Annotated in this window: 18 protein-coding genes and 1 riboswitch; of the genes, 17 read left to right on the top strand and 1 reads right to left on the bottom strand. The window is 69.1% G+C overall.

The window, feature by feature from the left end; all coding sequences use genetic code 11:
- Window positions 1-63: 63 nt before the first annotated feature.
- The 9 genes from rpe to hisF all read left to right on the top strand — a co-directional run bounded on the left by rpe (window position 64) and on the right by hisF (window position 7,512).
- Window positions 64-720 (top strand): ribulose-phosphate 3-epimerase, encoded by a 657-nt coding sequence (gene rpe / locus J2W14_RS12705; RefSeq protein WP_307462900.1) that lies wholly within the window; start codon window positions 64-66, stop codon window positions 718-720.
- 259 nt (window positions 721-979) lie between these two features.
- Window positions 980-1,130, top strand: a riboswitch (FMN riboswitch).
- Between the two features lie 271 nt (window positions 1,131-1,401).
- On the top strand, window positions 1,402-2,544 hold the full coding sequence (gene ribD, locus J2W14_RS12700) for a bifunctional diaminohydroxyphosphoribosylaminopyrimidine deaminase/5-amino-6-(5-phosphoribosylamino)uracil reductase RibD (RefSeq protein WP_307463407.1): 1,143 nt from the start codon (window positions 1,402-1,404) through the stop codon (window positions 2,542-2,544).
- The gene (locus J2W14_RS12695) at window positions 2,544-3,200 is read left to right on the top strand and encodes a riboflavin synthase (protein ID WP_307462899.1); all 657 of its coding nucleotides are present in this window, start codon (window positions 2,544-2,546) and stop codon (window positions 3,198-3,200) included. The genes ribD and J2W14_RS12695 overlap by 1 nt, the downstream gene beginning before the upstream one ends.
- 131 nt (window positions 3,201-3,331) lie before the next feature.
- Window positions 3,332-3,934 carry a 3,4-dihydroxy-2-butanone-4-phosphate synthase gene (ribB, locus tag J2W14_RS12690; protein WP_307463404.1) on the top strand — a complete coding sequence of 201 codons (603 nt, stop codon included), beginning with the start codon at window positions 3,332-3,334 and terminating at the stop codon, window positions 3,932-3,934.
- Between the two features lie 13 nt (window positions 3,935-3,947).
- On the top strand, window positions 3,948-4,640 hold the full coding sequence (ribA, locus tag J2W14_RS12685) for a GTP cyclohydrolase II (RefSeq protein WP_307462898.1): 693 nt from the start codon (window positions 3,948-3,950) through the stop codon (window positions 4,638-4,640).
- A gap of 127 nt (window positions 4,641-4,767) precedes the next feature.
- Window positions 4,768-5,253, top strand: coding sequence for a 6,7-dimethyl-8-ribityllumazine synthase (ribH, locus tag J2W14_RS12680; protein ID WP_307462897.1), 486 nt, complete (start codon window positions 4,768-4,770; stop codon window positions 5,251-5,253).
- Between the two features lie 155 nt (window positions 5,254-5,408).
- Complete coding sequence (locus tag J2W14_RS12675; RefSeq protein WP_018772463.1) at window positions 5,409-5,672, top strand: phosphoribosyl-ATP diphosphatase; 264 nt, start codon at window positions 5,409-5,411, stop codon at window positions 5,670-5,672.
- Window positions 5,673-5,849: 177 nt separating this feature from the next.
- Entirely contained in the window at window positions 5,850-6,692 is an 843-nt protein-coding gene (gene hisG, locus J2W14_RS12670) for an ATP phosphoribosyltransferase (protein ID WP_307463403.1), read from the top strand.
- 43 nt (window positions 6,693-6,735) lie between these two features.
- Entirely contained in the window at window positions 6,736-7,512 is a 777-nt protein-coding gene (gene hisF / locus J2W14_RS12665) for an imidazole glycerol phosphate synthase subunit HisF (protein WP_307462892.1), read from the top strand.
- A 109-nt stretch (window positions 7,513-7,621) separates the two neighbouring features.
- Here the strand turns inward: hisF and J2W14_RS12660 are convergent, their stop codons facing one another.
- Complete coding sequence (locus J2W14_RS12660; RefSeq protein ID WP_307463400.1) at window positions 7,622-8,266, bottom strand: TIGR03085 family metal-binding protein; 645 nt, start codon at window positions 8,264-8,266, stop codon at window positions 7,622-7,624.
- Window positions 8,267-8,421: 155 nt separating this feature from the next.
- Here J2W14_RS12660 and hisI point away from each other — a divergent pair, with 155 nt between their 5' ends.
- The 8 genes from hisI (at window position 8,422) to lgt (ending at window position 15,991) form a co-directional block, all read left to right on the top strand.
- On the top strand, window positions 8,422-8,886 hold the full coding sequence (gene hisI / locus J2W14_RS12655; protein WP_307462891.1) for a phosphoribosyl-AMP cyclohydrolase: 465 nt from the start codon (window positions 8,422-8,424) through the stop codon (window positions 8,884-8,886).
- A gap of 145 nt (window positions 8,887-9,031) precedes the next feature.
- The gene (locus J2W14_RS12650) at window positions 9,032-10,597 is read left to right on the top strand and encodes an anthranilate synthase component I (protein WP_307462889.1); all 1,566 of its coding nucleotides are present in this window, start codon (window positions 9,032-9,034) and stop codon (window positions 10,595-10,597) included.
- On the top strand, window positions 10,594-11,229 hold the full coding sequence (locus tag J2W14_RS12645) for a Trp biosynthesis-associated membrane protein (protein WP_307462886.1): 636 nt from the start codon (window positions 10,594-10,596) through the stop codon (window positions 11,227-11,229). The genes J2W14_RS12650 and J2W14_RS12645 overlap by 4 nt, the downstream gene beginning before the upstream one ends.
- A gap of 126 nt (window positions 11,230-11,355) precedes the next feature.
- Window positions 11,356-11,646, top strand: coding sequence for an HGxxPAAW family protein (locus tag J2W14_RS12640; protein WP_307462883.1), 291 nt, complete (start codon window positions 11,356-11,358; stop codon window positions 11,644-11,646).
- 2 nt (window positions 11,647-11,648) lie between these two features.
- A complete protein-coding gene (gene trpC, locus J2W14_RS12635) occupies window positions 11,649-12,467 on the top strand; it encodes an indole-3-glycerol phosphate synthase TrpC (RefSeq protein ID WP_307462881.1) in 819 nt (272 codons plus the stop codon).
- A 96-nt stretch (window positions 12,468-12,563) separates the two neighbouring features.
- A complete protein-coding gene (gene trpB, locus J2W14_RS12630) occupies window positions 12,564-13,892 on the top strand; it encodes a tryptophan synthase subunit beta (RefSeq protein ID WP_307462879.1) in 1,329 nt (442 codons plus the stop codon).
- Window positions 13,889-14,716 (top strand): tryptophan synthase subunit alpha, encoded by an 828-nt coding sequence (trpA, locus tag J2W14_RS12625; RefSeq protein ID WP_307462878.1) that lies wholly within the window; start codon window positions 13,889-13,891, stop codon window positions 14,714-14,716. Before trpB ends, trpA begins: the two co-directional genes overlap by 4 nt.
- Window positions 14,717-14,719: 3 nt before the next feature.
- Window positions 14,720-15,991 (top strand): prolipoprotein diacylglyceryl transferase, encoded by a 1,272-nt coding sequence (gene lgt, locus J2W14_RS12620; RefSeq protein ID WP_307462877.1) that lies wholly within the window; start codon window positions 14,720-14,722, stop codon window positions 15,989-15,991.
- The last annotated feature ends 247 nt before the right edge of the window (window positions 15,992-16,238 follow it).

Here is a 16,238-nt window from a genome sequence, read left to right as displayed (position 1 = left end):
TACTGGGGCACTGGAGCCCGCGCCTTCCACCGGACATCTCAGCAGAACGACAAGGAATTCCACATGGCCAAGTGCTGTATCCACCCGAGCATCCTCTCCGCCGACTTCGCCAACCTCGAAGCCGAACTGCGCAAAATCAGCACCGCCGATGCGGTGCACGTGGATGTCATGGACAACCACTTTGTCCCCAACCTCTCGCTGGGACTGCCGGTGGTGGCGCGCCTGCAGGAGATCAGCCCGGTGCCGCTGGATGCCCACCTGATGATCGAGCACGCGGACCGCTGGGCTCCGGCCTACGCCGACGCCGGCGTCGCCTCCGTGACGTTTCACGCCGAGGCCTCGATTGCGCCGATCAAGCTCGCGCGGGAGCTGCGGGCACGCGGCGCCAAGGCGGGGCTGGCGCTCCGGCCGGGCAGCGGTGTGGAACCCTTCCTGGACATGCTCGGTGAGATCGACATGCTGCTGATCATGACTGTGGAACCGGGATTCGGCGGCCAGGAATTCCTGGACCTCACGCTGCCGAAGATCCGCCGGGCCCGCGCGGCGATTGACGCGTCCGGGCTGGACGTGGCGCTGCAGGTCGACGGCGGCATCACCGAGGACACCATCTGGCGTGCCGCGGACGCCGGCGCCAACGTCTTCGTGGCCGGATCCGCCGTCTACGGTACCGATGATCCGGCCAGGGCCATCGAACGGCTCCGCGCCGCAGGCCAGCGCTGACCGCACCAATGGCCGCACCGCTGGCCGGCGCTGGCCCCACCGACTGCTGCACGGCAGGTCCGCGCCCACGGCGCCAATTGCCGCGCCTGGCCGGCGCCCGCCGCACCGCGGGCCGCGCCGCTGGGCAGCGCCCACCGCGCGGCGGGCGGCCCGCGCGGCGGGCGGCCCGCGCGGCGTGGCGAAAATGACGCAAGCCGTAACATCCGGCCGGCGGGAATAGCCAAAGCTACCCGGCGGTTGTGCCAGAATAGCAAGACACATACGTGCTCCGGGGTCGGTGTAAGTCCGAACCGGCGGTTATAGTCCGCGACCCGCGCGCCGGCGCTTCCTTCGGGAGGGCTGCCGGCAGACGGTTGAACCGGTGGAACTCCGGTACCGACAGTTAAAGTCTGGATGAGAGAAGCACGTACAGCTGTTACTGCGGTGCCCTCGTGGCGTCGCGGAAGTTCGCTGTCGTATACCCCCGGAGCCATCGCGGCTTTTGAGGGAAGGAACGACACACAACATGCACTCTCTGCGATGGCTCTTCACCACCACTCCGGTCTTCGAAAGCCCGGTGGCAGGTTGATGAGCCTCAAACACCCCACACACGAGACGGCCGGCTCCACAGACGAAACTGTGGCCGACCCGGTTGCGGACGCCGTAGCCGTTGCCGTTTTCAGCGCAGCCGAGGTCGCCGCCATGGAGGCCGCCCTCGCGGCAGCCCGGCAGGGGCCGCGGGGCGCGAACCCGCTGGTCGGCGCCGTCGTCATCAACGCTGACGGCACCCCGCTAGTCACCGGCCGCCACCGCGGGGCCGGCACCGCGCACGCGGAAGCCGACGCGATCGACCAGGCAAAGGCCGCCGGCCTGGACCTCAGCGGCACCACGATGGTGGTCACGCTGGAGCCGTGCAACCACAGCGGACGCACGGGTCCCTGCGCCCAGGCGATCATCGGGGCCGGTATCACGGACGTCGTCTACGCGATCGACGATCCGCACGACCCCGCCGCCGGCGGCGCGGCCACCCTGCGCGCCGCGGGAGTCCGCGTCCGATCCGGCCTCGGCGCCGAGGCCGCCCTGGAGCTGAACCGGCGCTGGTTCGACGCCGTTGCGGCGACCCGCCCCTTCGTCACCCTGCACATCGCGCAGACCCTCGACAGCCGGATCGCCGCCAGTGACGGTACCAGCCAGTGGATTTCCAGCCCGGAATCGCTCGCCGACAACCACGCCCTGCGCGGCCGGATCGACGCGATCCTGGTCGGCACTCAGACGGTGCTGGTCGACAATCCGCGCCTCACCGCCCGCGGTGCCGACGGCGAACCGGCCAGCCGGCAGCCGCTGCGCGTTGTGATGGGCTACCGGGGGATTCCCGACGGCGCCGCCATCAACGGCGACGACGGCAAGGTCCTCCACCTGCCCACTCGGGATCCGCGCGAAGCGCTGGACGAGCTGTTCGCCGCCGGAGTCCGCCACCTCATGGTGGAAGGCGGCTCCCGGATCCTCAGTGCCTTCCTCGCCGCCGGGCTCGTGGACGAACTCATCGTCTACCTCGCCCCGACGCTCCTCGGCTCCGGAACGCCGGCACTGGAGGACCTTGGCATCACCACCCTGGCCGATGCCCAGCAGTGGGAATGGGACCCCGCATCCGGCGGGGCGGTCCAGCAGCTCGGCCGCGACCTGCGGCTGCACCTGCGCCCCGCCCTGGCAGCCAGTGCTACAGCCAGCGTCCAGGGGGCCAGCGCTACAACCAGCGCCCCGGCACCCGTGCCGGCCGCCACCAACACTTCAGCCGATTCAACCCCGCTCCGCACAGGCGCGGACACCGCCGCAGGAGGCAACTGATGTTCACCGGAATTATTGCCGAGCAGGGGAAGGTGTTGTCCGTTGACCGCAACGGCAACATCAGCGCCACCGTCCGGCTCCACGCACCCGGCAGCACCGAGGGACTAGCGCTCGGCGGCTCCATCGCCGTCAACGGCGTCTGCCTCACGGCCACGGAAATCGACGGCAAGGACTTCAGCGTTGACGTGATGGGCGAAACCCTGACACGCAGCACCATCGGCGAACTCGCCGCCGGCGACCCCGTCAACCTGGAACGCTGCGTCCCGGCCGGCGGCCGACTCGACGGGCACGTCGTCCAGGGCCACGTCGACGGCGTCGGGCAACTGCTGGAGCGCGAGGCGCTGGGCAACTGGGACCGGCTCCGCTTCGGCGTCCCCGCCGGACTGGCACGCTACATCGCCGAGAAGGGCTCCATCGCCGTCGACGGCGTCTCCCTGACGGTGACCGCCGTGAGCCCGGCCGCCGAACCGGCACCGTGGTTCGAGGTCGGACTCATCCCCACCACGCTGGCGGACACGGGACTGGGCGCGAAAACCCCCGGCAGCCACGTAAACCTCGAAGTTGACGTCCTGGCGAAGTACACTGAGCGCCTGCTCGCTTTTTCAGGTGCGGCAGCCGGGGGAGCAGCAGTACGCGCGAAGGGGGCAACAGCGTGAACAACGTCAAGGACATCCCTGCCCCGCAGCCCCTTCTCACCGAGCCCGCCGAGTCTGCCCTGCCCGCGGAGCTTGCCGCCCCGGTCATCCCGCCGGCCGGCCTGGACCTGATCGAGGACGCCATCCGGGCGATGGCCGCCGGCCGCCCCGTCCTGGTGGTCGACAACGAGGACCGCGAAAACGAAGGCGACATCATCTTCGCCGCCCAGCACGCCACTCCGGCACTGATGGGCTGGACCATCCGGTATAGCTCCGGGGTGATCTGCGTGCCGCTCGACGCCGGCCGGGCTGACGCCCTCGCGCTGCCGCCGATGGTCGAAAACAATGAGGATGCCAAGGGCACTGCCTACACGGTGTCCTGCGACGCCGCGGTGGGCGTCAGCACCGGAATCTCCGCCACGGACCGGGCCCTGACCGCCCGGATCCTGGCCGATCCCGGCAGCCAGCCGGCGGCGCTGACCCGCCCCGGGCATGTTTTCCCGCTCCGCGCCGTTAAGGGGGGAGTGCGGGAACGCCCCGGCCACACCGAAGCGGCCGTGGAACTGTGCCGGCTGGCCGGACTCGAGACCGTGGGAGTGATCGCTGAAGTGGTGCACGATAACGGGGAAATGATGAGGCTGGACGGACTGCGGGGCTTCGCCCGCGAGCACGGCTGCCCGCTGGTCTCGATTGCGGATCTGGTGGCTTACCTTGAGGCCGGTCAGCCTGCCGGCCACACGACGGACCCGGTTTGATGGAGGAGAAACGATGACGACGTCGGAAGCACAAGAACAGCGGTCTGCCGGACGCCAGCCGCATCCGGTCAGCGCCGGTCCGGTCGTCCAGCTGCCCACCGCCTTTGGTGAATTCGTGGCGCAGGCCTGGACCGACCTGGCCACCGGCGCCGAGCACCTGGCGGTCAGCTCCCCGCTGCCGCCGGTTGACGGGATGGCCCCGCTGGTCCGGCTGCATTCGGAGTGCCTCACCGGAGACGTGTTCGGCTCCTACCGCTGCGACTGCGGGGAGCAGCTGGCCTACGCCCTCGAGATGATCAACGAATTCGGCGGGACCCTGCTGTACCTCCGCGGCCAGGAGGGCCGGGGGATCGGCCTGGCCAACAAGATGAAGGCCTACGCCCTGCAGGAAGCCGGTTTCGACACCGTGGAGGCCAACGAACAGCTGGGCCTGCCGGTGGACGCCCGCTGCTACAAGGCCGCGGCCCAGATCCTCGCGGACATGGGCCTGCACGAGGTCCGGCTGCTGAGCAACAACCCGGACAAGCAGGACCGGCTGGCCCAGGCCGGGGTCCACGTTGTGGAGATGGTGCCCACGGAGGTTCCCTCCCGGGAGCAGAACATCCGGTACCTGCAGACCAAAAAGGACCGGATGGACCACCGGCTGGTCCTGGACATGGAGCCGGCTGCGCCGGTGTCCGGCCCCCGCGGGTTCGACCAGGACTGAAGACTTCCGGGCGGCCCCGCGCGGGGCCGTCCCGACGTTTTCGATACGCACACTTTCGACACGCACACTTTCGACACGCACACGTGTCGACATGTACACCACGACTGAACAGAACAAGGATTCCCAGATGAGCGGACACGGCGCACCACAGATTGACCTCAGCACCTTCAAGCCGGAGGAGACCTCGCGACTGAAACTGGCCATCGTGGCCGCGAGCTGGCACACCCAGATCATGGACGGGCTGCTGGACGGCGCCCTGCGCGCGGCGAAGGACGCCGGCATCAGCGAACCGACCGTGCTCCGCGTCCCCGGCACCTTCGAGCTCCCCGTCGCCGCCGCCCGGCTGGCACCTCACTTCGACGCCGTCGTGGCGCTCGGCGTCGTGATCCGCGGCGGAACCCCCCACTTCGAGTACGTCTGCGAGGCGGCCACCCTGGGCCTCACCGAGGTCTCGGTGCGCACCGGCATCCCGGTCGGCTTCGGCGTGCTGACCTGCGACACGGAACAGCAGGGCATCGACCGCGCCGGGCTGCCCGGCTCCACCGAGGACAAGGGCCACGAGGCCGTCACCGCCGCCCTGGCCACCGCGGTGACGCTCAAGCAGTTCAGCTAAGCCCGCACGCACCAGGTCCGGCCGTGCCCCGCGGGGCACGGCCGGACCCCGACCCGACCCGACTCGGCCCGACCAATGTGCAATCGCTCACATCCCCGCCGTCATGCAAGGGCCCGGCAGGCGCCCTCCGGCCGCGAGCAAGTAGGCTGGAGGGCGTGAAGAATTTCGAATCGCTGTTCGCAGAACTGAGTGAGAAGGCAGCCGTCCGTCCGGAGGGCTCCCGCACCGTCGCCGAACTGGATTCCGGAGTCCACGGCATCGGCAAGAAAGTCGTGGAGGAAGCAGCCGAGGTCTGGATGGCTGCCGAGTACGAATCCGATGAAGCCGCCGCCGAGGAAATCTCGCAGCTGCTCTATCACCTGCAGGTTCTGATGCTCGCCAAAGGACTCACCCTGGAAGACGTCTACAAGCATCTCTAGCCACGTCCGCGCCGGACCCCGCCAGGCCCTGACCTGCGATTCCGGTGTATAGCGTGGCCCGCTGTGCCTGAACTGACTGACCCCGGACTGGCTGTTCCTGAACGGATGTTCCTCAACAAATGTTGATGAACGAACTGTTTCTGAATGGACTACGTCACGACCAAGAAAGACTTCCCCATGCTGAGAGTTGCCGTCCCGAACAAGGGATCCCTGTCCGAAGCCGCCTCCGCCATGCTCGCCGAGGCCGGCTACCGCCAGCGTCGCGACACCCGCGAGCTGGTCATGCTGGACCCGGACAACGACATTGAATTCTTCTTCCTCCGTCCCCGCGACATCGCCGTCTACGTCGGCCAGGGCACGCTCGACGTCGGCATCACCGGCCGCGACCTGCTCCTGGACGCCGAGGTGGAGGCCGAGGAACTGCTCCCGCTGGGCTTCGCCGCCTCCACCTTCCGCTTCGCCGGCCCGGTCGGCGACTTCGCCACGGTCGAACAGCTCGAAGGCAAGCGCCTCGCCACCAGCTACGACGGGCTGCTCCGCGGCTACCTCGCCGAGCGCGGCATCAAGGCCAAGGTCGTCCGCCTCGACGGCGCCGTCGAATCCTCCGTGCGCCTCGGCGTCGCGGACGCGATCGCCGACGTCGTCGAAACCGGCAACACGCTCAAGGCTGCCGGCATGGAGATCTTCGGGCTGCCCATCCTGCACTCCGAAGCCGTCCTCATCGGCCGCAAGGGCGAGCAGAACCCGGCCGCGGACGTGCTGATCCGCCGGCTCCAGGGCGTCCTCGTGGCGCACCAGTACGTCATGATGGACTACGACATCCGCAAGGAACTCGTGGAAGAAGCCGCGGCCCTCACGCCCGGCCTGGAATCGCCCACGGTCTCGCCGCTGCGCGATTCGGACTGGGTGGCCGTCCGCTCGATGGTGCCGAAGAAGCAGACCAACCGGATCATGGACGAGCTCTACGACCTCGGCGCCCGCGCCATCCTGGTCAGCACGATCCACGCCTGCCGCATCTGATCAGCGCGCGTCAACCTTTCGTAAGCGAATACCAGGAGAAGTCATGGCTGTAGCCGTCCGCGTTATCCCGTGCCTGGACGTCGACGCCGGCCGCGTCGTCAAGGGCATCAACTTCGAAGGCCTGCGCGACGCCGGGGACCCGGTGGAGCTGGCGCACCGCTACGACAACGGCGGCGCCGACGAGCTGACCTTCCTTGACGTCACGGCGTCCTCGGGCAACCGGGAGACCACCTTCGACGTCGTCCGGCGGACCGCCGAGGAAGTCTTCATCCCGCTGACCGTCGGCGGCGGCGTCCGCGGCGTGGCCGAAGTGGACAAGCTCCTGCGCTACGGTGCCGACAAAGCCGCGATCAACACCGCCGCCGTCGCCCGGCCCGACGTGATCGACGAGATCACCCGGCACTTCGGGTCCCAGGTGCTGGTGCTGTCCCTCGACGCGCGGCGCACCCGCCCCGGGTCGCAGCCCACCGCCTCCGGCTTCGAGGTCACCACCCACGGCGGCCGCCAGGGCACCGGGATCGACGCGATCGCCTGGGCCCGCGAAGCGGCCGACCGCGGGGTCGGGGAGATCCTGCTGAACTCGATCGACGCCGACGGCACCAAGGACGGCTTCGACCTGGAACTGATCCGCCTCGCGCGGGCCGCGGTCAAGGTTCCGCTCATCGCGTCCGGCGGGGCCGGCAAACCGGAGCACTTCCCGCCGGCCGTAGCGGCCGGCGCCGACGCGGTGCTTGCCGCGTCCGTCTTCCACTTCGGCCCGCTGGACATGATCGCCCAGGTCAAGGCCGCGATCCGCGACGCCGGCTTCGAAGTCCGCTGACCCGCACCACCGCCCAGCGGCTTAACGCAACGCGGGGTCACGTACCGCCCATCCCGGAGGGGATTTTGGGCGGTAGGTGACCCCGCGTTGCTGCGTTGTGCGTGGGGGCCTAGAGCCCGACTTCGGCGGACTGCAGGAGCGCGACGGCGTCCGGCTGGCCTTCGAAGGTCACGAGCGCGTGGCGGGTGCGCCCGTGCGCGTGCATCAGGAGTTCGCCCGGTTCACCGACGATCGCCACGGAGACCGGGGCGCGCTTGGCGACGTGCCGGGGGCCGGAGGGGCGCACCAGCACGATACCGAGGTCCACGCCGCGGTAGAGGATGGCCGCACGCTTCACCAATTCATCCCAGAGGGCGTCCGAATACTCCTCATCGAGGGCGCGCGGCGCCCAGCGGTCCACGGCGCGGCGGACGTCCTCGGTGTGGACGAAATATTCGATCAGGTTGGCGCTTTCGTCCACGGCCTTGATCTTCATCGGCGAGAACGCGGAGGGACCGGCGCGGAAGGAGTTGACCAGCTTGTTGTACTCCTCCGGCGTCGTGAGCTTGGCCGCCAGCGCGGCCGTGGCCTGGTCCGACGCCTTGGCCAGCCGCTTGATCAGCAGGCCGAGTCCGACGGCGGCTTTCCGCTCGCGCAGGTACAGATGGGCAGCAAGGTCCCTGGTACGCCAGCCCTTACAGAGCGTGGGGGAGTCAGGACCGGCCGCCAGCAAGGTTTCGGCCAGAACTTCTCGGGAGGGATCGACGAAATACATCACTTGTGAAACTAGCACGAGACGACGGCGCGTGCGCACCTGAACCGCCGTCGTTTCGGCCCCGGGGAAGTGATCCGCGCCCCGGTGACGCTGATGTTAAGCGGGGCGCCGGGGAACTGGGCGGCGCCCCGCGCCGAGGCACTAGACTTGAGCTGATGTCTGAGCAGCCCGCCCCCGCCCTTATTACTGGAAGCCCCGCTGATGGAACCACCGTCACGGGCGAGCCCGTTGGCACCGCCGTTCCCGGCCAGCCCGCGCCCGCAAGCCCGCTCCCGGCGGGCCTCGCCGAGGCACTGAAGCGCGACAGCGCCGGCCTGGTCGCAGCGATCGTGCAGCAGTACGACACCAACGAGGTGCTCATGCTGGGCTGGATGGACGACGAGGCCCTGCACCGCACCATGACCAGCGGCCGGGTGACGTTCTACTCCCGCTCCCGCCAGGAGTACTGGCGCAAGGGGGACACCTCCGGCCACGTGCAGTGGGTCAAATCCCTCGCGATGGACTGCGACGGCGACGCGCTGCTGGTCCGTGTGGATCAGGTCGGCGCGGCCTGCCACACCGGGACCCGGACCTGCTTCGAGGGCCGCGGCCTCGACGTCGTCACCGGCCACGCCGGCTGACCCGGTACGCGCCGGCTAGCCCGGCAAGCGCTGGCCGGCCCGGCAGCTGACGGCGGCGCACAGCCGCCCGACACAGCAGCACCGGGCCACCACCCCAGACACTCAACCTTCAGGACCACTGAAAGAACAGGCGGAAACCACAGCCATGCAGGACCTTGGAATCATCAGCCCGGGCCTGGAGGAGTTCCGTGAACTCGCAGGCCACAGCCGTGTCATCCCCGTCCGGCTGAAGGTGCTGGCTGACGCCGAAACCCCGATCGGGCTGTACCGCAAACTCGCCCAGGGCCAGCCCGGCACGTTCCTGATGGAATCCGCGGCCGTCGGCGGCTCCTGGTCCCGCTACTCCTTCATCGGCGCCCGCTCACGGGCCACCCTGACCACCAAGGACGGCCAGGCGCACTGGCTTGGCGAACCGCCCGTCGGCGTTCCGCTGGGCGGCAGCCCGGTGGACGCCATCCGCGACACCGTCGAGGCCCTCCGCACCGACCGTTTCGACGGCCTTCCGCCGTTCACCTCCGGCCTGGTCGGCTTCCTCGGCTGGGAAACCGTCCGGCACTGGGAGAAGCTCACCAGCCCGCCCGAGGACGATCTGGAGCTGCCGGAAATGGCGCTCAACCTCGTCACGGACATGGCGGTGCACGACAACATGGACGGCACCGTGCTGCTGATTGCCAACGCGATCAACTTCGACAACAGCACCGAACGGGTCGACGAGGCCTGGCATGACGCCGTCGCCCGGGTCAAGGCCCTGCTGGCGCAGGTCAGCACGCCCGTCAAGCAGCCGGTCTCCGTGCTGGACCCCGCCGCCCTGGACTTCGCCTCCAGCGTGCAGGAACGCTGGGACGAGACGGACTACCTTGCTGCCCTGGACCGCAGCAAGGAAGCGATCGTCGACGGCGAGGTCTTCCAGGTGGTCATCTCGCGCCGCTTCGAAATGGAATGCGGCGCCGACCCGCTGGATGTCTACCGGGTGCTGCGGAACACCAACCCCAGCCCGTACATGTACATCTTCAGCCTCGAGGACGCCAACGGCCGGCAGTACTCCATTGTCGGGTCCTCCCCGGAGGCGCTGGTGACCGTGACCGGCGAGGAAGTCATCACCCACCCCATCGCCGGTTCCCGGCCGCGCGGCAAAACCGTGGAGGCGGACAAGGCCCTGGCCGAGGAGCTCCTGGCGGACGAGAAGGAACGCGCCGAGCACCTGATGCTGGTGGATCTGTCCCGCAACGACCTGTCCAAGGTCTGCGTGGCCGGCACCGTCGACGTCACCCAGTTCATGGAGGTCGAACGCTTCAGCCACATCATGCACCTGGTCTCCACCGTGGTCGGCAAACTCGCGCCCACCGCCAAGGCCTACGACGTGCTGAAGGCGACCTTCCCGGCCGGAACGCTGTCCGGGGCCCCCAAACCCCGCGCGCTGCGCCTGCTCGACGAGCTGGAGCCGCACCGCCGCGGGATCTACGGGGGAGTGGTGGGCTACCTGGACTTCGCCGGTGACATGGACATGGCCATCGCCATCCGCTCGGCCCTGCTGCGGGAAGGCCGCGCCTACGTGCAGGCCGGCGGCGGCATCGTGGCCGACTCGGTGAACGCCACCGAGGCCCTGGAAACCGTCAACAAGGCCGCCGCCCCGATGCGGGCCGTCCACACGGCCCGGTCGCTGCGCAACATCACGCCGGATTCCATCTCCGACGCCGGGACGCAGGCATGAGCGGCACCACGGTCAGGAGCACCAGCCCCGCCGTTCCCCGCTGGGCCCGGAAATCCACCCTGGTGCTGGCCATCGCCGCCCTGGCGCTGGCCGTCTTCGGCACCACCACGCAGACCTGGCTCACCGTCCACCTCGACCCGGCCCAGCTCGGGGCGGCCGTCGACAGCCAGGACGGCCTGCAGGTGCAGGGCAGCAAGGCCGCGACCACGGTGACGGCGCTGGCGCTGGTGGCCCTCGCCGGCGGACTCGCCGTGTCGATTGCCGGCCGGATCGGCCGCTGGATCATCACGGTGCTCATCCTGCTGGCCGCCGCCGGCATCGTCAGCGCGGCCGCGGTCGTCATCGCGGACCCGCTGGCCGCCGCCCAGGGCTCCATCGCCGCCGCCACCGGGATCACCGGCAGCGACGTGCAGGTGGACGTCACGGTGTTCCCGGCCTTCGCCGTCGTCGCCGGCACGCTGCTGGGGCTCAGTGCCCTGCTGGTCATCCCGGCGGGCCGCTACTGGAAATCGCGCACGAAATATGACACCGCCGCCACGGGTGCCGTCGCCGGCGGCTCCGCGGCGCCCGCCGGGCCGGCGGACGAGATCGACAGCTGGGACCGGTTGTCACGCGGTGACGACCCCACCTGAGCCGGTACCGCGTGCTGGCCCAGTAGCGCAGCCGGCGTCGAGGCCGGTGACGCGGCCAGTAACCCGGACAATAGCGCCGCCAATAAATGGCAGAATGTAAGCAGTATTTACCCTGAGGAGATTTCAATGAGCAAAGCATCTGTTTCCGCCCCCAAGCCCGCTGCCGGGACCGGCTACTCCTACGACGACATCGATCACCGCGAACCGACCGGCCACGGCAACAGCCCGGCCGCCTGGACCACGGTTTTCGTCATGCTCGTCGGCGCCCTCATCATGTCCATCGCCTTTGTCATCGCCAACACCCCGATCTTCATCGCGGGCGGCGTTGTGATGCTGATTGGCCTGGTCATCGGCTTCATCATGCGCAAGGCCGGATACGGCGTGGGCGGCAGCAAGCTGAAGAACTCCGGCCACTAAGGGTGACTGTTCTCGATGACATCAATGCCGGTGTCAGGGAGGATATGGAGGCCCGTCAGCGCCTCGTCACGCTCGCGGAACTGAAGGAGCGCGCCGCCGCGGCGGCTCCGGCCCGCGACGCCTGGACCGCCCTGGGCGGGGCCTCGGCGTCGCGCGGGGAGCTGAAAGTCATCGCCGAAATCAAGCGCCGCAGCCCCTCCAAGGGCGATCTCGCGAGCATCGCGGATCCCGCCTCGCTCGCCGTGCAGTACGCCGAGGGCGGCGCGTCCGCGATCAGCGTCCTGACCGAACAGCGCCGCTTCAACGGCTCCCTCGCCGATTTCGACGCCGTCCGGGCCGCCGTGGACACTCCGCTGCTGCGCAAGGACTTCATGATCGACGAGTACCAGATCTGGGAGGCCCGGGCACACGGGGCCGACCTGATCCTGCTGATAGTGGCGTCTCTGTCCGACGCGCAGCTGGGCGAGTTCAGCGCCCTCAGCCGCGAACTCGGCATGAACGTGCTGGTCGAGACGCACACCGCCGAGGAAATCGAGCGGGCGGTTGCCGCCGAAGCCCGGATCATCGGCGTCAACGTGCGCAACCTCAAGACGCTCGACGTCGACCGTTCCGTTTTCGCCGAACTCGCCGGAGGCATCCCCGCCGGTGCGCTCGTCATCGCGGAATCGGGCGTGCGGGGCGTCGACGACGTCCGGCACTACGCCGCGAACGGCGCCAACGCGGTCCTCGTCGGCGAGGCCCTGGTCAGCGACGCGACCCCGCGGGAGCGGATCGCCGAATTCATGGCCGCCGGAGCCGAAGCAATCGCCGCACGTTCCTGACCAGCGCTTCCTGCGGGGCACCTCCCGTCGGGACGCCGGCAGCGCCTCCGTGCGGCACCCAGATCTAATCAACAGTGGAACAGGATGGTGAGACCGATGGTCGATGCGCCAGCAGCCGGCTCAGACGAAAGCGCCGTGGACGCGTTCCTGCAGGGCGGAGAATCCCTGCGGCACGCCCCCGGACCCTACTTCGGCTCCTACGGCGGCCGATGGATGCCGGAGTCACTCATCGCGGCCCTGGATGAGCTCGAGGACACCTTCGAGAAAGCCAAGGCGGACCCCGAGTTCACCGCGCAGATCGCGGAGCTGAACAAGAACTACTCCGGCCGGCCTTCGCTGCTGACCGAGGCCAAGCGCTTCGCCGAGCACGCCGGGGGAGTCCGGATCTTCCTCAAGCGCGAGGACCTCAACCACACCGGCTCGCACAAGATCAACAACGTTCTGGGCCAGGCACTGCTGGCCAAGCGCATGGGCAAGACCCGCGTCATCGCCGAAACCGGCGCCGGCCAGCACGGCGTCGCCAGCGCCACCGCCGCGGCCCTGATGGGCCTGGAATGCGTCGTCTACATGGGCGCCGAGGACTGCCGCCGGCAGGCTCTCAACGTGGCCCGGATGGAGCTCCTCGGAGCCACCGTCATCCCGGTGACCAACGGCTCCCAGACCCTCAAGGACGCCATCAACGAGGCGCTCCGCGACTGGGTCGCCAACGTTGACAACACCCACTACCTGCTGGGCACCGCCGCCGGCGCGCACCCGTTCCCGGCCATGGTCCGCTACTTCCACGAGGTCATCGGCGAGGAGGCCCGCGCCCAGATCCTGGAGCAGACCGGCCGGCTGCCCGACGCCGTCTGCGCCTGCATCGGCGGCGGCTCCAACGCCATCGGCATCTTCCACGGCTTCCTGGACGATCCCTCGGTCAGGATCTACGGCTTCGAGGCCGGCGGCGAGGGCGTCGAAACCGGCCGCCACGCCGCCACCATCACGCTCGGCAAGCCCGGCGTGCTGCACGGCGCCCGCTCGTACCTCATGCAGGACGACGACGGCCAGACCATCGAATCGCACTCCATCTCGGCGGGCCTGGACTACCCCGGCGTCGGTCCGGAGCACTCCTACCTCGCGGACATCGGACGGGTCAGCTACGAGCCCATCACGGACAGCGAGGCCATGGACGCGTTCCGGCTGCTGTGCCGCACCGAGGGCATCATCCCGGCCATCGAGTCCGCACACGCCCTGGCCGGCGCCATGAAGGTCGGCCAGCGGCTGGCCGCCGAAGCCGGAGCATCCGGCGATGCGTCAGAGAAGATCGTGCTCGTGAACCTTTCCGGCCGCGGCGACAAGGACGTGGCCACCGCCGCGGAATGGTTCGACCTGCTGGACAAGGATTCACCCGAACACGAGATCGCCAAAGAGGGGGAGCAGCTGTGAGCACCGTCCAGGACCCGGGCACCGCCCGGAACGCCAGCAAGTCGGCCGCGGCCATCGACCGCGCCAAGGCCCAGGGCCGCGCGGCCCTGATCGGCTACCTGCCCGCCGGCTACCCGAGCGTCGAGGAGACCATCGCCGCCGGCATCGCCCTCGCGGAAAACGGCGCGGACCTGATCGAAATCGGCATCCCGTACTCCGACCCGGTCATGGACGGCCTGGTCATCCAGGCCGCGACGACCGAGGCCCTCGCCAAGGGCTTCCACGTCAAGCAGGTCTTCGACGTCGTCCGCGGCATCACCAGCAAGACCGACGCCGCCGTGCTGGTCATGACCTACTGGAACCCCGTGGTCCGGATGGGCGTGGAGGAATTCTCCCGCCAGCTGGCCGACGCCGGCGGGGCCGGGCTCATCACCCCGGACCTGATCCCGGACGAGGCATCGGAATGGATGGCAGCCTCGGACAAGTACGGCCTGGACCGGGTGTTCCTGGTGGCCCCGTCGTCCTCGCCGGAGCGGATGAAGCGCACCGTGGAGGCAAGCCGCGGCTTCGTCTACGCCGTGTCGATCATGGGCGTCACCGGCGCCCGCACCTCGGTCAGCTCCGCGGCCAAGGACGTGGTGGCCGCCGCGCACGCCGCCGGCGCCGAACGCGTCTGCGTCGGGCTGGGCGTGTCCAACGCGGACCAGGTCCGGGAGATCGCCGCCTACGCGGACGGCGTGATTGTGGGCACCGCGCTGGTCGTCGCCATCGGCGACGGCGGCGTGGACGCGGTAGCGTCCTTGACGAAAGACCTCAGCACCGGCCTTACCAGGGAAGAAGCCTAAGCAATGCAGTCAGTCCTCCACGCGGCGGCGATGATCCCCGCGAGCATTCCGAGCCCGGACTGGTCCGGTTTCGACATCCCGCTGCCGTGGGGGTCACTGCGCATCCACGCCTATGCCCTGTGCATCCTGCTCGGCATCATCGCCGGCCTCTGGCTCACCTCCGTGCGCTGGACCAAGCGCGGCGCCCCCGAGGGCAGCGTCTGGGACATCGCCATCTGGGCCATCCCGTTCGGCATCATCGGCGGACGGCTCTACCACGTGGTCTCCTCCCCGGACGCGTACTTCGGCCCCGGCTTCGACGGCACCGGTGACCTGTCCCTGATCCCGCAGCTCCAGCGCGGCGGGCTGGGCATCTGGGGCGCCGTGCTGCTGGGCGCCGTGGGTGCGTGGATCGGCTGCCGCAAGGCGGGCGTCAAACTGAGTGCTTTTATGGACGCCGCGGCTCCCGGACTGCTGCTGGCCCAGGCCATCGGGCGCTGGGGCAACTACTTCAACCAGGAACTCTTCGGCGGGCCCACCACCCTGCCATGGGGCCTGCAGATCGACGCCGAGAACCCGAACTTCCCTCCGGGCATGGCCGCGGACACGCTCTTCCACCCGACCTTCCTGTACGAATCCCTCTGGAACTTCGCCGGCGTCGGCATCCTGCTGCTGCTGGACCGCAAGTTCCGGTTCCGCCGCGGCCGCCTGTTCTGCCTGTACGCGGTCTACTACACGCTGGGCCGGGTCTGGATCGAGGCGATGCGGATCGACGACGCCGAGCTGATCAGCCTCTTCGGCATCACCACCCGGCTGAACGTGTGGACCAGCATCTTCGTCCTGCTGGGCGCACTGGCCGCGTTCATCCTCCTGGGACTGCGCAAGCCCACGGAACCCGACACGGTCTACCTGCCCGGACACGAACCGTCCGAATCCGACGCCCGTACGGACACGGACGCCGGCACGGACGGCGGCACTGACGCCGTCCGCGGCTCCGACGGCGGCACTGACGCGCACACGGCGCGCTCTGGCACCGGGGATGACACGGCGGACAAGGTGCCGGCCACCGTGCCGGCCGACGGTGACAATGTCCGCCATTCGGATTCTGCTGTCTCAGATAGTGAATCGCGTGATAATCTCCCTGATAACCAAAGCGGTCCAGGCCACGTTTCCGCCCCAGCTGAAGCGTCAAAGGAATCCACCGGCGGCACCAAGCCCGCCACCGGAGTACCGGTGGCCGGAGCACCCGGCCACCAGGCCACCGGAACCGCGCCGGAAGCTGAGGGCACCAAGTAGCTCAGCGCCGGCAAACCGGGCCGCGGAGTCACCCCTCGCAGGGCCCGTATCCACAGCGTCGTGGCAGCAGGGAACGCAGCGGACTGCAGAGTGTTGCGGTTCGCGCAAACCCGGGTCTGTGGTCGCGTAACTGTTAGTGCAGAAGGCGGCCCTGACCTACAATTCGAGTAAGAAAATACTTTGTTGTGCCCATCACACCGGCGCACCGATGCGGGCCAATGTTGTCCCTCCCATACGCACGATCAGG

The organism is Pseudarthrobacter oxydans, from assembly GCF_030812335.1.
In the GTDB taxonomy this organism is placed as follows: domain Bacteria; phylum Actinomycetota; class Actinomycetes; order Actinomycetales; family Micrococcaceae; genus Arthrobacter; species Arthrobacter oxydans_B.
The sequence above is the reverse complement of the archived record's forward strand: the minus strand, read 5'-3'. Positions and strand labels throughout refer to the sequence as shown.

Coding starts and splice junctions, on each gene's coding strand:
- rpe (WP_307462900.1), top strand. CDS start 64: ATGGCCAAGTGCTGTATCCACCCGAGCATCCTCTCCGCCGACTTCGCC.
- ribD (WP_307463407.1), top strand. CDS start 1,402: ATGGAGGCCGCCCTCGCGGCAGCCCGGCAGGGGCCGCGGGGCGCGAAC.
- J2W14_RS12695 (WP_307462899.1), top strand. CDS start 2,544: ATGTTCACCGGAATTATTGCCGAGCAGGGGAAGGTGTTGTCCGTTGAC.
- ribB (WP_307463404.1), top strand. CDS start 3,332: ATGGCCGCCGGCCGCCCCGTCCTGGTGGTCGACAACGAGGACCGCGAA.
- ribA (WP_307462898.1), top strand. CDS start 3,948: ATGACGACGTCGGAAGCACAAGAACAGCGGTCTGCCGGACGCCAGCCG.
- ribH (WP_307462897.1), top strand. CDS start 4,768: ATGAGCGGACACGGCGCACCACAGATTGACCTCAGCACCTTCAAGCCG.
- hisG (WP_307463403.1), top strand. CDS start 5,850: ATGCTGAGAGTTGCCGTCCCGAACAAGGGATCCCTGTCCGAAGCCGCC.
- hisF (WP_307462892.1), top strand. CDS start 6,736: ATGGCTGTAGCCGTCCGCGTTATCCCGTGCCTGGACGTCGACGCCGGC.
- J2W14_RS12660 (WP_307463400.1), bottom strand. CDS start 8,266: ATGTATTTCGTCGATCCCTCCCGAGAAGTTCTGGCCGAAACCTTGCTG.
- hisI (WP_307462891.1), top strand. CDS start 8,422: ATGTCTGAGCAGCCCGCCCCCGCCCTTATTACTGGAAGCCCCGCTGAT.
- J2W14_RS12650 (WP_307462889.1), top strand. CDS start 9,032: ATGCAGGACCTTGGAATCATCAGCCCGGGCCTGGAGGAGTTCCGTGAA.
- J2W14_RS12645 (WP_307462886.1), top strand. CDS start 10,594: ATGAGCGGCACCACGGTCAGGAGCACCAGCCCCGCCGTTCCCCGCTGG.
- J2W14_RS12640 (WP_307462883.1), top strand. CDS start 11,356: ATGAGCAAAGCATCTGTTTCCGCCCCCAAGCCCGCTGCCGGGACCGGC.
- trpB (WP_307462879.1), top strand. CDS start 12,564: ATGGTCGATGCGCCAGCAGCCGGCTCAGACGAAAGCGCCGTGGACGCG.
- lgt (WP_307462877.1), top strand. CDS start 14,720: ATGCAGTCAGTCCTCCACGCGGCGGCGATGATCCCCGCGAGCATTCCG.